The sequence below is a fragment of the Corynebacterium sp. Marseille-Q2823 genome, from assembly GCF_903645345.1.
Classification (GTDB): domain Bacteria; phylum Actinomycetota; class Actinomycetes; order Mycobacteriales; family Mycobacteriaceae; genus Corynebacterium; species Corynebacterium hiratae.
Genome location: NZ_CAHJXS010000011.1, coordinates 86,853 through 100,674, shown reverse-complemented (window position 1 = coordinate 100,674; position 13,822 = coordinate 86,853). Strand labels below are relative to the sequence as shown.

Below are 13,822 nucleotides of genomic sequence, written 5' to 3'. Positions count from 1 at the left end.
AATTAGATGGAGATTTTAGGAAAAGAGTGGGCGGTGAGGACGATGTTGGTCGGCGAAAATGTAGTACTCGCGGTCCTCCAACTGGGAAGCAGCGGATTCATCCACAATCACCGTGGCGTGCTGGTGCAACTGCAGGATTGAGGCCGGGCAGTGCGCAGACAGCGGGCCTTCCACCATGTTGCGCACAGCATTGGCCTTATTGCTACCGGTAGCCAGCAAGAGCAGGCGACGCGCCTCGCTGATCGTTCCCAGTCCTTGGGTTACGGCAAAGCGCGGCACCTCGTCCACGGTGTCAAAGAAACGGGAGTTATCGTTCACGGTCTGCGGGTGAAGAGTAGTGACGTGGGTGCGCGACGTCAGGGAGCTGGAAGGCTCGTTAAAGCCGACGTGTCCGTTGGCGCCGATGCCCAGCAGTTGGATATCCACGCCGCCAGCATCACGGATGGCCTTGTCATAGGTGGCCGCGGCGGCTGCCGGGTCGTCCGCGTCACCAGCGGGGCTTTTCACCAGGTCGTCGTTGAAATCCACGTGGCTGGTGAATTCGCGGCGAATGGTGGAGTAATAAGACTGCTCGTGGGTGCGCTCCAGCCCGATGTATTCATCGAGCAGGAATGCGCGGCTGCGGGCAAAGCTCACCTCGCCGCGCTCATGGCGCGTAATGAGCTCCTTGTACATCGCTACCGGGGTCGAGCCCGTGGCCAGGCCCAGGGTGGACCCGGCGTTGGCGTAGTGCGCGAAAATGTTCGCGGCTTCCACGGCCACTTCGGCCGGCGTGGAGCGGATGAGGATTTCCATGAGATGCCTTCCTGTGTGTTTAAGAGAGTGGGATGTCCGCGCCGTCGACGATGACGCGCACCGGTTCCAGCTGGGCATTGAGACCCACCAGATTGGCACGAGCGTCAACAGCGATTCGGCCGAGATCTTTGCATCCCAGCACATCCGCTGCCGTGGTGGAGGTAAAACGCACCGCCTCGCCCAGACCATGGCGCGCGGCGAAGCTGGCGAATTGCTGAGACAAAGTAGAGGTGCCGCCCGCGATAGCACCGCTGGGCACGCGCGCGACTCCCCCGCTCACGGTGACAGGCAGCGAACCCAGCTCATAGTCACCATCGGCCATGCCGGCCGCCGCCATGGCATCAGTGATGGCGAAGGCGCGGTGACTGTGAGCCATGTCCACGGCGCCGTCGACAAGATGCACACCATCTGCAATGAGCTCGACGGACACATCCCCCGCCTTCGCCGCGGTGAGCAAGGCCGCTACCGGGCCCGGCGCGCGGTGGTGAATAGAAGGCATGCCATTAAAGAGGTGCGTTCCAGTCACGGTCAGGCCGAGCTCCTTAGCCTTGGCGATAACGCTCAGCGTGGTGTCGTAATCGGCCTCGGTGTGGCCCAGGCTGGCGATGATGCCATGCTCCGCGCAGACTTCGAGCAGCTTGTCGACGTTCTCCGTTTCCGGCGCAAAGGTAATCGAACGCAGGTGGCCGCGAGCCGCGGCAATGACTGCACGGAAGAAGTCCGGGTCGCCCGGCACGATGCGCGAAGGGTCCTGCGCGCCGCACTTGGCCGCCGCGATGAAGGGGCCTTCCATGTGGATGCCGGCGATCTCGCCTTCCTCAGCCAGCTGGGCCAAAAGCCCGGCCCGCGCGCACAGCTCTTCTTGCGTGCCGGAGACCAAGCTGGCCAACAGCGTTGTGGTGCCGTGCGCGCGGTGGAAGCGGGCTGCGGCCAGGCACTGCTCGTAGTCGCCGTTAGGGAATCCCCCGCCGTTGCCTCCGTGGTTGTGCAGGTCCACGAAACCGGGCACCCACAGCAGCGCATCTGGTTCCCCGGCGCGCCAGGCAGCCTCGGCTGCGGGGACGTCGCCAAGCACTATGCCCTCAATGTTCTCCCCGAACGTGACGGCTCCGGCGCGCAGCTCGAAGTTCTCATCAATGTAGAGGCCCTCGACGTGGCCTTTCGCCTTTGTCTGCATAACTCATTCGATTCTGTTTGTACAGGCTGGCGTGGCACCGCCCGGTTGACACTTCATTTGAAATTTATCAGGGCTGCCGATTTTTGTGAACCACGCCTCCTGCAAAGAGGCGTGTGAGCACAGGTAGCTTTTTGCGTGTTCGGTACACCGCATGGGATGGCGAAAGACCCCGCGAACTACCAGCCACGGGTGGCCACTCGGTCCCAGAGCGCGTTGCTCGCCAGCTCACCGGCACCCGCCGGTGAAGCGCCAACGAACACGTCTCGTGCATCAGGATCATCAGCAAGAATGTAGCGGAACCACGCGGTGGCATAGCCGTCCCCGAACTCTAAAACGTCCTTGTGGTCCGCGCCCAGGCGGCGGGCAATGATTGCCGGACCACCGGCTGATTGAAAGCTCTCCTCTAGGTCTGACCACGGGCTGACAAGCCAGCGGTCTGAACGGCCATCGCTCGTCATCAAGAACAACGGTGCCTCGACGTCCGCGGTGGTGTAGTCCCAGTCATTGGACTGTGCCACTTTGTGGGAGGCCGGGCTCGCCGCATACACAGCTGCTACCTCCGTGTGGGCCGCAGCGTTGATGGCGCCCGCGCCACCCTGTGAGTGTCCGAAAATGCCAACCCGTGATCGATCCACGCGAGAATCCAGTTCCGGCAAGCGCTCGATTAGGTGCACGACATTCTCCCCGGTTCCGGTTTGGGGAGTCTCATCGCCGACAACCACGAAGCCCCAACTTGCCAGGTGTTCCGCCACAGGCAGGTAGCTACTCAGCGGCGTGTTCGTGCCATTAGCCATGACCACCGCCGGAAATGGTCCCGCACCCGTCGGTGCCGCAACGGTCACGTCGCCGTCGCGCCGCACGTCGACCTCGTGTGGCCCCTCGCCCGCAAACGACGCTTCCAGCGGGCCACCTGTCTCAGCGCTGTATCCGGGAGCTACGCCGTCATCACCGGTCACGCTGTCTGCATCGACCCACTGCATGAATCCCACAAACCCGACAAACGCCACCACAATCACGGTCACCACGGCAATCATGCCAACCACAAGCTTTTTCATGCTCTATATTGTGTTTCCCACGAGAGCGAAGGTCACTAGCGCTAGCACTACTTTTTCCTATACACCGTGCATGACCTGCCTCCGCTTGAAGTGGAGGCAGGCAGGTCTAAGGGTGTACCAAAGTAATGCCGCAATTCATCGGGCAGATCGCTTCCTGCCCCAACTGCGCCCTTGCGATATGAGACACACATCATTATCTTGCTGAATATAACCGGCATCACATATGGGAGAAAGAATGGTTATCTCCGAATCGCTTTCCGAAGTAGTCACAGTAGGACGTTCAGGTCCGCCCTGCGGTCAGGTCAACAAAACAGTTGCAGCCTAAATGCATCCCCCTAAAAACAGTGGTGGCGAAGGGCTTTTATCTATCTATACCTTGACGGCCACATATTTTTTATTGTCAGTGTGCGGGTCAATGACCAGCCTCTCGATTTCACTCCACTTCGCCGAACTCAACAAGGGCGAACTGTTAGTGGCAAGCATTTTTATCTCTGGTACTTGCGCTCAAGTTTTTGCAGTCCCCTTTCTGGCCCCACTCTTCAACAAATTCAACAGCTATCACATTGCGCTTGCTGCACTTTTCTTAGATCTTCTGGGCTTGTTATCAATGGCGGCCTATCCAGAGCCATTGATCCTCATTCTTGGAAACCTCGTCACTGCATGCTTAAGCGGCCTGTCAATTCCATCCATTTTCACCATCGCTGATTCTCAGGTCGACGAAGGACAGCAGGCGAAAGCCTTCTCCCTCTTAGATACAGCCCGACTTGGCGGCGGATTCCTAGGCCCGCCTCTAGGTGGATTACTACTGGACCAAAGAAACCTGCAGACAGCGCTCTTCGTCGAAGCCTGCGCCGTTGGGGTCTCGCTCCTTGCTTTTTATTTCCTTTATAAATCCTCGCCCCAGAAAACACTGCTTCATCCAGAAACCAAAGACTCTTCACCGAGTTTTCTCCAAAAGGTCCTCGAAGCGCCTTCTCTTTTGCTGAAGAATAGAAGCGCTCGATCCGCGTTAACCAGCATTTGGGGAGCAATTATCTGCACCTCGATTTTCAACGTTTCGCTTGTCTTCTATGCAACAAAGACCCTCCACGTAAGCGGTACGTTATATGCCATCATTGCCCAAGCATTTATCGTGGGCCGCATCTTTGGCGCTCGGCTTTCAGCTCGCCTTCACTCACAGAACGCCGAGAAGATCCTGACCGGGGCAGGATTCGCTATGGGGTGCTTCATAGCTTTACCTGGACTATTTCCCTCACTGTGGCTCTGCATTCCATGTTTCCTCCTTGGCGGAGTCTGCAATGCCGCTCAGGTAGCCGCACTACGCATAGTCGTTGTCGGATCCGTATCTGATGAAGTGAAGCCCAAAGCGCTTTCTACGATGGGTTCAATTAACAGCTCCGCAATGCTTATTGGATACATCATCGGAGCACCTGTTGTAAGTGCCATTGGCCCAGCTGCGGCCCTTGTCGTATCAGGGTTTGGCACCTCTATTCTCACTGTGGGGCCAACACTGAAGACCACCATCTACGGTGCCTCCGGTAGCCAAGACAACGACAGCAAATAGCATTTAATTCTGCAGTAAATCTACTTCGTCAGTTATCTGGAGATTTAGCAAAAATGTAGCCATGACAACCGGCACGCCACGGAGCGCAACTAACCCCTACCCCACAACGGTAGAGTTGACGCCATTTAACCCACCTGCCCCCACAAACTGACACGGAGCTATCCTCATGGCCCACTTTTCTGCACGTCAGCTCAAGCGCTTCATGGGCTTCTGGCCGCCCTTCTTAGGCGCTGGCATCAAGATCCAAGAATTCGCTGATGATGGCACACGCGTCATTGTCAGCCACACGCCAAACATGCTGACCAAGAACGCCATGGGCGTTGCCTTCGGCGGCACGCTCTCCGCCATGACGGATCCCTTCTTCATGCTTGCCTCCATGCACCGTCTGGGCAAGGAGTACCGCATCTGGGATGTCGCTGGTGAGATTAAATACCTGAAACCCGGCCGCGGCACGGTCACCGCCGATATGCGCATCCCCGAGGAGACCTACGCGCTCATCGAAGAAAAGACGGCCAACGGCGAGAAGTACCTGCATTGGTTCGACGTGGACATTCTTGATGAGGAAGGCGATGTCGTCGCCCATGTGCGCCGCCAGGTGTACTACCGGCGCAAGCAGAAGTAAGCGCTACGTCAGTTCACTGAAGGCTTACTCCGGCATACTCAACACGGGTCTTATCCGCAATCCCAGACAAAGTAGACCCGATCGAAATTGCGCGCAGCGAGGTCATCGGGATGAATGTAAAAGTTTCCAACCCCGGCGTCGCCCCATTCGCAAGGGCCATCCTGGTCTATTGTCGCGAGCGTAATTCGGGGATCAGCCGGATCCATAAGGATCGGGTTCCAAAAAACTGCGTATCCACCGAGCGAGGATCCGTTTGCATCCCCACCGCCAATGGGTTCTAGGTACTCATCGGCGTGAGGATCGACAGTAAAACCCTGTTGTTCTGCGCGCGCGACTGCCGCGGCAAATGCGTCTTTCGTCGATCCTTGGCCATCACGGGTGGGTTGCTCGAAAGTCGTCTCCCCTCCGATTACCCAACGCGAAACAAGGCTTCCTTCATACGTGTGAATATCCACGTAATCCTGGCCTCTCCTTAGCAAGGTGTAGGGACCTTTCGGGTCGAAAATAGTTCGGCCGAACTCGTGGGTGGTGTAATTAACTTCCTGGTCGAATCGAACTCCATCGATCGTGACGGGATCGAATGGCTTGGGAGCTGGATGCTGCTCGATTGAATCCAGGATCTCTTCCTCGGGCATCTCGCCCACATGCGGTGCCGAAAGGTCTTCGAAATACCTGGCGAACGGGGTGGGTTCTTGGCGCGAATCCTGCTGGTCCGGCACCGTCAGAAAGACGCCCCAAGAATCAGTATCAGGCACGAATAACTGAAGAAGCCCAGTCGTGGGGAACCCCGGAAGCTGCTCGAGCTCAGAGAAATTGAACTGGGCAATGAAGAACATGGGCCGGCCATCGTAATACGGGTAGGGCGCGTGCTCCGGAAGGTAGGGGGTGCCGCATACCTTCGAAGTGGTGGGTGAATCGGGGCGTGAGCTTTCCTTAAGCGCAAGAGCAGGGCGAGTGGGGATGTTGTCGAAAGAGTACTTCAGGGCATAAGCGGTATCGAAGACGGTCACGCTAGCAACTGTAAGGGAAACCACTAATCCCCTGCTTATATTCAGGAGGCAAAAAGCGCCCTTCCTCTAACGTGAAGGCTAGAGAAAGGGCACTATGTATATCAGTGTATGGAGCCGCCTGCGAGAATCGAACTCGCGACCTTCTCATTACGAGCGAAGTCAAACCCCCAGGTGACAGTTCCGCCCCTCCCTCATTACTGGGAAAGACCAGGTCGCTCAGCGATGATGTTCGCGTTACTTTTCTAGCGCTCACCGTAGTTTGTAGCCAAATTGTAGCCACGCAGCCACAGTATTGACAGCCTGATTTTCTGCGTGTTTTCCTGGAAAGGGCGGGGAACCCACGTCACTTTTGGGTAATAGCATGAAGCCCCAATCCTTGTTACCAGGATTGGGGCTTCACTCATGTTTAGGGCAAGAGGGCTAGCACTCCTCGTGCAAGGCCTCGTAAAGCTCTTGCAGGTTTACCTCCGCAGGGTCGAGGTTGTCCCACTCCTGGGCGTGCTCGGCCACGTAGTCCGCCAGCTCCTCTACCGACAGGCTCATTACGTGTCGGTATCCCCAGTACTCCGAGGACGCCCAGAGGGCAGCAGCCCAGGTGTCCCAGTTCGTGTAGCCGTAGTAGCTCACTGGTCCTCGCCCTCCTCCTCGTCGTAGCGCACGGACTCGGCAACCAGGCAAGCAGAATCTCCCAGAGCTTGGAAGAAGTCAGCCACGCGCTCGCGCCCCTCCGGTGCTATCTCCTCCACGAGGAAGGTCAGGGCTTCAAGGGTGGAGCTGTCGAGTTCGAAACCGTAGCCACCGAGCTGGCGGTTCAGTTCCTGGGTTAGTTCGTTGCCGTTCATTGCGTCTCCTGTCTGTGCTGGTGAAACGATGTTTCTATCCCCAGGAAAACAGGCATAACCCAGTAGGCACAATTGTGGACATACCCGCGAAAACCCCGCTCGGGGGTATAGGCCAAGGGAAACACGGGAAGGTATCTCCGAGCGTCTGAGGCCCTTCTCCGGTACTTTCACCTTCGGAGACGACGAGAGGCCACGGGAGACCCCACGGAAACGGTCGCCTAGGTCACATTCGTCCTTGTAGCGGCCCTAAACATAGCAAGACCCCCTCTAACGACGTTTAAACCGTTAGAGGGGGTCTTAACCTAACAAGGAGGTGTGCAGTGCCAGGGCGACGCAGGTAAACCCTCGCGCTTTTCGCGGTCATGGGGGCCTTACTTCCGCTACTCCAAGGAGATCACTTTGACCAAAAATGAGTAGGCGGTGCGCTTGACGCGGCCCTGGCACTGGTGGACTAAAGCAACGTCACGTCCACGTGGCCGTCTTCGCTGTTGCGGATAGCCTGGGCGACTGGTGCGCCCGTCGAGGCCTGGGCGAAACCGCCAGCTTCGGCAACTTCCAAGAGGTCGCCCGCCATGTGCGGCCCCTTAGCCGGGACACGGAAACAACGACCGGCCCCGCGCTGCACGGTAAGGTCGCCGCCCTTGTCCACGTCATGGCCAGCCAGGCCAAAAGCCACAGCGCCCGGGGTCGCTACCTTGACAGCCAGCTGAGGAGTTTTCGCGGTCGCGTGCAGGCCGTTCGCTGCCACGATTTCGACCAGCTGGCCAAGCTTAATGTCCTCGGTAGCAGTCGCGGTAACTGCCTGTCCTGGGGTGAAAAGCTCGTCTAGAAACGGAGTGAAGTTCAACATCGTTTAGCCTCCTTTAGCCCTGCACGCCCAGACCAACGAGGCGAACCACGTTGCGAGGGCGCTGGATAGTGATTACCGGTTCGATATAGGACTGGCACCAGGTGGCGCGAATTGACGGGTCGCGCCAGGTCTCGACGTGCAAGCCGCCCTTGGTAATGAGCTTGCCGAAGTTGCGGGCGTCGAGCAGGTAGCCAGTGCCTTCAGGCAGCTTGTCGCAACCGTAGATAGTCAGTCCCCACTGCTCCTCCAAGTTGTTCTGGTCATAGAGCAAGGTCAACGCGTCTGCAGAATCCCAGTCCAGCAAGAGAACGTTCGCATTAGCAGCCAGGCCGTGCTTGCGCAGGAGGCCACGGGCGGCAACGATGGACGCCCACGGGCGCTTTTCGGCAGGCGTCGGGTTCGCGCCGTCGAGAACCACGCCGTGGAAGGAGTTCGCACCAATCGACAGGCCGCCGTTCTCCTCGTCGGTCACCTGGGCCAGGGCCTCGACCATCATGGTGTTCAGCGTGTCGTTAATCGAGGTGCCCAGCAGCGCCAGGCCATCCTCAATCAAGGAGGTGTCGCCCGCGTCGATGGCCTCGTCGGAGACGCGGAACTTGCCGCCGATGTCTGACGTGTGTGCCTTCTTCAAATCACCCGGGGTAAAGCGCACCATAGGGTATTCGGAGTGCTCGGAGCGCACGCCAACGCCCTCGACCTTCATGTCCTCGGCGCTGACCTGCGTGTACTGGGCAACACCCGTCGGCACGGAGACTTCTGGGAACACCAAGCCCGGAATAGAGTTAGTCGCGTAGCTCTCCAGCACGTCGGCTAGATGGTCAGTGTCGTCGAAAAGCGCACGCGCCACGGTCTTGTCGGTTTCCCTCGAACCCAAAACCGCAGAGCGCGAACGATGGAAATCAGTCGTAGCCATTAAAGCTCCTTTGCATCTATCAGCCACCTGCCGCCCTCAAATGAGGCAGGCAGACAGCCACGGTTAATACGTCGCCGAACAGCCCCCGGGGTAATCCCCAAACATCGCGCAGCCTGCTCGGTCGTCAATTTCGAGTCCACCAGCTGCTGCTTTTCCAGGACAAGCACGTCACGTGACGAGACAGGACGCCGCGACAACTCCACCAAGTCCGCCACTAAAGCACGCGCCGCCAGGGAGGACGGCTGCGGGCTACGGCGCAGGTGCTCCACTAAGCAGGCCACCGAGTCCGGCGGTAGCACCACCGACCCCGGCTGCAGGGCAAGCGCCCTCACTCTTGGTGTTCCTGGTGGTAGCGCGTTTCAGCCTCCGAGAGGCTACGGTGGCGGTCCCAAACGAACTTCTTGACCTCCTCGGGGTCGAGACCGAAGTGGTCAGCCAAGCTGCGCAACTGGTTCGCGGACTGGACCGCCAGCGTCCTCAAAATCCAGAAGTCCGTCAGCTCCATGCGGGCCAGCAGCTTGATTGTGGCGTCCAGGTCAGATTCGCCGTTGCGGTTCGTCTTCTGGGTAGCGCCGACACCGCCTAGGTCCACTCGGACCTTCTTCGGGTCGTAGCCGTCAACGGCACACACCAGGGCCGTGCGGGCCAGGGGGACCAAATTAGCCATGTTTGGGTGACTCATTTTGTGAATCCTTTCAAAGATAAAAATTTTGTTAGTAGGAGTCTTGGGGTCGTTCCGGCGGCGCGCTAGACCAGTCGATACCCCGCCGGTGCTGAACGGTGCCAATATCGACGCCACACCACACACCGGTGCGCTCGGCGGCGGTGAGCTGCTCGGCGGTGAACTTGCATGAGCGCTTGTGCTGACACTGGGCGCAGATATTCCGGCAGACCTTCATGCGGTATTCGTACTGGCGTTTAGGCTCGCCGTGAAAGCGAGAATCGAACCAGGGGGAATATCCGACACACAACATCGGCGGCTTCTCGTCCCGGGGCACGCGCTTTAAATCTCCAGGGCGTCGGTTAACACGCGCACCAGACGACGGGCTGCAGGGGGATGCAGCCGATAGGAGCAGCCGCCAAACTTGAGGTAGAACGCCTGCTCGCGGGACCCGTTGCGAGTCCGGCTGTTAGCTCGCAGGGTGAAGTCCACCAGGTGCGGAGATTCACCCATCACCTGGGCCTTGCCCACATTGGTGTGGAAACTGGTTGTGGGGCGACTGTCTGGCATTTCGCTTGGTTTCATGAGTGCTCCTTGCACACTGCTGTGGTGGTTTAAGTTCTTGGAAATCAAAACACGCCGCCAATATCCCCAGGAAGGAATTACTACGCCCCGTTAATCACCCGCCTGGGGGATTCAGCCAGGGCAGAGCGCCACGGGCACTTTTCTGGGGGGCACCGGGGGCTTCGGAGAGGCCCGGGAAGGTATCTCGAAGGTATCTCCGAGCGCCTGGAAGGGCGTCGCCGGGCGTCGGTACCGGAGAAGGGGTTCAAACAGCCTCGAAAATGCCTTCCGAGGGTCCGAGTTCTCCACCAGAGTTTCAGGCAACAAATGATTTTCGACCGAAACAGGGAGAGAGAACTCGACTATCAGAGCCGAGGGGGGAGTCGAGGAAATATACCCCCTCAACTTTTCTGGCATCCCCCCACTGCCAGCGACGACGCGAGAGCCAGCGGACCGCCAGCGCCCGAGCCTCGACCTCGCCAGCCGACCGGAGACCCGGACTGAGTGGACCTGGACTGACCCTCCCCCTAAAAGGGGGGTCAGTCCAGTCCACCAGTCCGGTCCGGTCTAGGCGGGTCGGCTCTGGGGTCAGTGGACTGGTGGACTGGTCCATATGGACTGGTAGTCCAGTCCGGTAGTCCGGTCCATTTCGGAGACTAGGCGGACTGGTGGACTGGACCCCCCGGACTACCAGTCCAGTCCGGTAGTCCGGTCCATTTCGGAGACTAGGCGGACTGGTGGACTGGACCCCCCGGACTACCAGTCCAGTCCGGTAGTCCACCCTGTTCTCGCGCTACGCGGGGGACATTCTTTAGCTCTCTCGGCGGTGCACACGGGAATTCATGATTGCCTGTTTCCAGCGCCATCTTCAGCTGTGTCGCCACATCAGCGCCACACCTCGCTACCTTCCTAACCTTGTTGCGAGACCAGGAGAAGCTCTCGTCCTGCTCTCGTTCGTAGGCCAGCAGGTCTTCGATGCGATTGTCCCAAGTCTCCTTGCGCTCGTCGTACTCGGCCCGTTTCTTGCGTTCGACTTCGAGTTGTTCCTGGGCGGCTCGGGCCAGTCGTTCCTGTGTCAGCTCCTCCTCGGACGCGATGGAGTAGCGCCGATTCTCGTACTTCAGCGGCGTCTCAGCCAGCGCGGCATCTCGTCCCGTGACATGCAACAGGCGCACGCTATCCGGCTGGCCAGGCGATACCGGGCGCAGTACCCAGTTAGCGTCCGACCAGCCCATCAGGCGGCTGTCCCCTCGGGCGCGTGTCCCCTCGTGTCCCGTGTGATGAACGACCATTAGAGCACCGATGTTCGCCTTCCGCTTCAGCTCGGTCAATCGGTCCAAGAACGGCCCGGTCTCGGTATTCTCGTCCACGCCCATAGCCGTGAATACCGGCGACAACACATCCAGGAACAACACGTCTACGTCCTTCAGGGCCTCTGCCCAGGCGTCCAGCTTGGCGTCACTCATAAGGTCGAAGCTTCCAGCCTGGCCAACCAACGGGTACAGCTCGACGCGGTCAGGGTTCTGAATCTCCTGGTCGTGTAGCCAGTTCTGCAAGATACGGTAGGACAGCTCGGTATCCACCAGCGCAACGTGCTCCACCTGGGCAACGTCGAACCGGTCGAGGTATTTTCCACCATCAGCCAGGCACCGGATTAGGTTTCCGACCAGCGTAGACTTGCCCGCCTTCGGCGGCGCGGCGAACAGCACCTTTCCGCCTTCGGGCCAGAGCTGGTCCACGACGTATTGTTCTTCGCCCAGGTCACGCTCCAGCAGCTCGGCCAGCGTCAGGCGCGGCACCTCTGCGAAATTCACAGGGTTCTTACGCTCCCGGAATCGGCGGCTAGCCTCTTCGCGCACCTGCAGGCGCTCCATCTCCCGGGCTATCTCGCGCTCCAGGTGATCGGTTCCCATCGGCTCCGCCTGGGCGGCAGAACTCAATGTGGCTTGGACCTCACCGCTGGTTAGCCCAACCTCCTGTCCAACTGCTAGCCATTCTTGCTCCATGTCGAGGCCTTGGCGTCGAGCTTCGCAGATATAATGGAAGAGAGTGTTATTTCGGGTGCCAACCTGCGCCTCGTCCTTAAACCTGTCGAGCAGGCCTGCCCGAAGAGACGCCCGAAAGATACCTTCCGTGGCCTTCCCGCTGTCTTTCGTGGTTTCTCCGGTATTGGTGCCCCGGCAAAGGTCGAGAAGCCAGCCGGGAGCCACGGAGATACCACGGAGCGCAGGCAGCTCGTCCAAGGTGCGGGGGTCCACCGGCTTGCCGTCAACGTCCAGCTTGTAGGGCTTTCCGTTCGGGTGTATCGAACCTGGCAGCACGACGTAGCCCTTCGCGCCGCGCAGGTCCACACCAGGCAGCGCCCCGGTCTGGGTGGTCTTATAGGTTGACCACTCCTCTTCGGAGCCAGGCAGCGTAAACCAGTGGTGCTCACCGCCGTTACCGGTGTAGCACTTGAAGGTTTCCGGCAGGTCGTAGCCTTTCACAGACTCGAAGCCGTCGTCTCCCCCGTGGTCCACTCCGTCCACGTCGAGCACGACCTGGTTCGCCCCAGGGTGACCGCCGATGTTGGCGTTAGGGTGTTGCCCCCACCAGTCCCGAACCTGCGCCTCATCGCAGGTCGCGTTCTTTTGCCAAGCTCCAATAAGTGGAGTTTTATCCTTAGGTTTTAGTGGGAAAACCGCGACTCCCTGGCTGGCGTACCAAAGGGCCAGCTCCAGCATAGAACGAGGTTGTTTCGGGTTGTTCTCACTGGTAGAATCGGGTTTAGGGATTTTTGGCATTTCAAGCTCCTTAATCAAAGGACGCCCCACCTAGGGAACAGGTGGGGCGTTCATTTATATGAATGGTTGATTAACCCATCAACGAGGGGGCGCGGGGAGAAATTGCTTTAAAAGCCTCAACAACTTCCTGTATCTTTCGCCGGTCAGGCAGCCACCGCTCGGACTCCTCTTCAACCAAGCGCACCTGGTCTAAACCGATATAGTTAACATCCTCGAAGAGCAAATACAGGCAGTCGATTAGCTCCTGGGTAAAGATCCACCTCAGACCCGCGTCAGTTATCGCTCGGAACCGGTCGCTGGTGTGGTCATAGCTCACGAATACTCCACACCCCTCTAGTCGGCCCTGCGCCCAACGAGCGGCCTTTACCGGGTGTTCAGGCGAAGGTGCGAACACCATGTCCGTGTTCGAACTTTCGCGCCTCATAGCCTCGGCCACCCGTTCGTAGACACCCCAACAGTCGTCAACGTTAGATTCAGTCATCTTCAGTACGTCCTCCTCTAACGTTCACTCACGCACAGTGCTTTTAGAGCTTCCACGACCTCAGTTACCCGAGAGATGTTCGGATTGAACGGTCGCTTTTCGTCTCCGTCCAGGTAGTAGCTCATACACAGCAGTTTGTAGCAGCAGATGACCAGCTCCTCTTCGTTCAGCCAGTATTGGCCACCTGCATGTAGCTTGACGAGAAATCGGCTGTTCTCCAGGTCGTAGATCAACCAGCCATTCGTCGCAGACTCCAAATTGTCAGCACAGCGCATTGCAACTTCCATCGGGCGTTCGGGCGCCTCAACCTGCAGGTACAGGCCGTCTTCTGGCCAGGGTTCCTTGGAGAATCGCACGACAATTTCGGCGATGAATTCCGCCACCCCTGTAGCTGCTTGTCCAGCAGTGGTACCGCATGTTTTAATGGTCATGGAATATCCTTTCGGTTAGAGCCTCGCCCTTGTGGCGGGGCTTTAGTCGTATTTGGAGACAATCAGTAGAAGAG

General features: G+C 58.7%; 17 protein-coding genes. 2 read left to right on the top strand and 15 right to left on the bottom strand.

The window, feature by feature from the left end:
* Positions 1-15 precede the first annotated feature (15 nt).
* The 3 genes from nagB to HWX44_RS11860 all read right to left on the bottom strand — a co-directional run bounded on the left by nagB (position 16) and on the right by HWX44_RS11860 (position 3,027).
* Positions 16-795, bottom strand: coding sequence for a glucosamine-6-phosphate deaminase (gene nagB / locus HWX44_RS11870; RefSeq protein WP_175974844.1), 780 nt, complete (start codon positions 793-795; stop codon positions 16-18).
* 19 nt (positions 796-814) lie between these two features.
* Positions 815-1,972, bottom strand: coding sequence for an N-acetylglucosamine-6-phosphate deacetylase (locus tag HWX44_RS11865; protein WP_175974842.1), 1,158 nt, complete (start codon positions 1,970-1,972; stop codon positions 815-817).
* 176 nt (positions 1,973-2,148) lie between these two features.
* Complete coding sequence (locus HWX44_RS11860) at positions 2,149-3,027, bottom strand: poly(ethylene terephthalate) hydrolase family protein (protein WP_175974840.1); 879 nt, start codon at positions 3,025-3,027, stop codon at positions 2,149-2,151.
* Positions 3,028-3,352: 325 nt separating this feature from the next.
* Between HWX44_RS11860 and HWX44_RS11855 the strand changes: the two genes are divergently transcribed.
* Positions 3,353-4,591, top strand: coding sequence for an MFS transporter (locus tag HWX44_RS11855; RefSeq protein ID WP_175974838.1), 1,239 nt, complete (start codon positions 3,353-3,355; stop codon positions 4,589-4,591).
* Positions 4,592-4,757: 166 nt separating this feature from the next.
* Entirely contained in the window at positions 4,758-5,213 is a 456-nt protein-coding gene (locus HWX44_RS11850) for a DUF4442 domain-containing protein (RefSeq protein WP_175974836.1), read from the top strand.
* A gap of 50 nt (positions 5,214-5,263) precedes the next feature.
* Here the strand turns inward: HWX44_RS11850 and HWX44_RS11845 are convergent, their stop codons facing one another.
* From HWX44_RS11845 to HWX44_RS11790, 12 genes are all read right to left on the bottom strand, one after another.
* Entirely contained in the window at positions 5,264-6,223 is a 960-nt protein-coding gene (locus HWX44_RS11845; RefSeq protein WP_254868235.1) for a DUF1963 domain-containing protein, read from the bottom strand.
* 420 nt (positions 6,224-6,643) lie between these two features.
* Positions 6,644-6,850, bottom strand: coding sequence for a hypothetical protein (locus HWX44_RS11840; RefSeq protein ID WP_175974834.1), 207 nt, complete (start codon positions 6,848-6,850; stop codon positions 6,644-6,646).
* On the bottom strand, positions 6,847-7,065 hold the full coding sequence (locus HWX44_RS11835) for a hypothetical protein (protein ID WP_175974832.1): 219 nt from the start codon (positions 7,063-7,065) through the stop codon (positions 6,847-6,849). Before HWX44_RS11835 ends, HWX44_RS11840 begins: the two co-directional genes overlap by 4 nt.
* Positions 7,066-7,516: 451 nt before the next feature.
* Positions 7,517-7,915, bottom strand: coding sequence for a hypothetical protein (locus HWX44_RS11830; RefSeq protein WP_175974830.1), 399 nt, complete (start codon positions 7,913-7,915; stop codon positions 7,517-7,519).
* A gap of 13 nt (positions 7,916-7,928) precedes the next feature.
* On the bottom strand, positions 7,929-8,828 hold the full coding sequence (locus HWX44_RS11825) for a major capsid protein (protein WP_175974828.1): 900 nt from the start codon (positions 8,826-8,828) through the stop codon (positions 7,929-7,931).
* On the bottom strand, positions 8,828-9,160 hold the full coding sequence (locus tag HWX44_RS11820) for a helix-turn-helix domain-containing protein (protein WP_175974826.1): 333 nt from the start codon (positions 9,158-9,160) through the stop codon (positions 8,828-8,830). Before HWX44_RS11820 ends, HWX44_RS11825 begins: the two co-directional genes overlap by 1 nt.
* Entirely contained in the window at positions 9,157-9,510 is a 354-nt protein-coding gene (locus HWX44_RS11815) for a hypothetical protein (protein ID WP_175974824.1), read from the bottom strand. The genes HWX44_RS11820 and HWX44_RS11815 overlap by 4 nt, the downstream gene beginning before the upstream one ends.
* A 31-nt stretch (positions 9,511-9,541) precedes the next feature.
* Positions 9,542-9,802, bottom strand: a complete 261-nt coding sequence (locus HWX44_RS11810; protein WP_175974822.1) for a WhiB family transcriptional regulator — start codon at positions 9,800-9,802, stop codon at positions 9,542-9,544.
* 29 nt (positions 9,803-9,831) lie between these two features.
* Positions 9,832-10,074 (bottom strand): hypothetical protein, encoded by a 243-nt coding sequence (locus HWX44_RS11805; protein WP_175974820.1) that lies wholly within the window; start codon positions 10,072-10,074, stop codon positions 9,832-9,834.
* 704 nt (positions 10,075-10,778) lie between these two features.
* On the bottom strand, positions 10,779-12,776 hold the full coding sequence (locus HWX44_RS11800; protein ID WP_254868238.1) for a bifunctional DNA primase/polymerase: 1,998 nt from the start codon (positions 12,774-12,776) through the stop codon (positions 10,779-10,781).
* A 130-nt stretch (positions 12,777-12,906) separates the two neighbouring features.
* On the bottom strand, positions 12,907-13,317 hold the full coding sequence (locus tag HWX44_RS11795; protein WP_175974816.1) for a hypothetical protein: 411 nt from the start codon (positions 13,315-13,317) through the stop codon (positions 12,907-12,909).
* 17 nt (positions 13,318-13,334) lie between these two features.
* Complete coding sequence (locus HWX44_RS11790) at positions 13,335-13,748, bottom strand: hypothetical protein (RefSeq protein ID WP_175974814.1); 414 nt, start codon at positions 13,746-13,748, stop codon at positions 13,335-13,337.
* Positions 13,749-13,822: the final 74 nt, after the last annotated feature.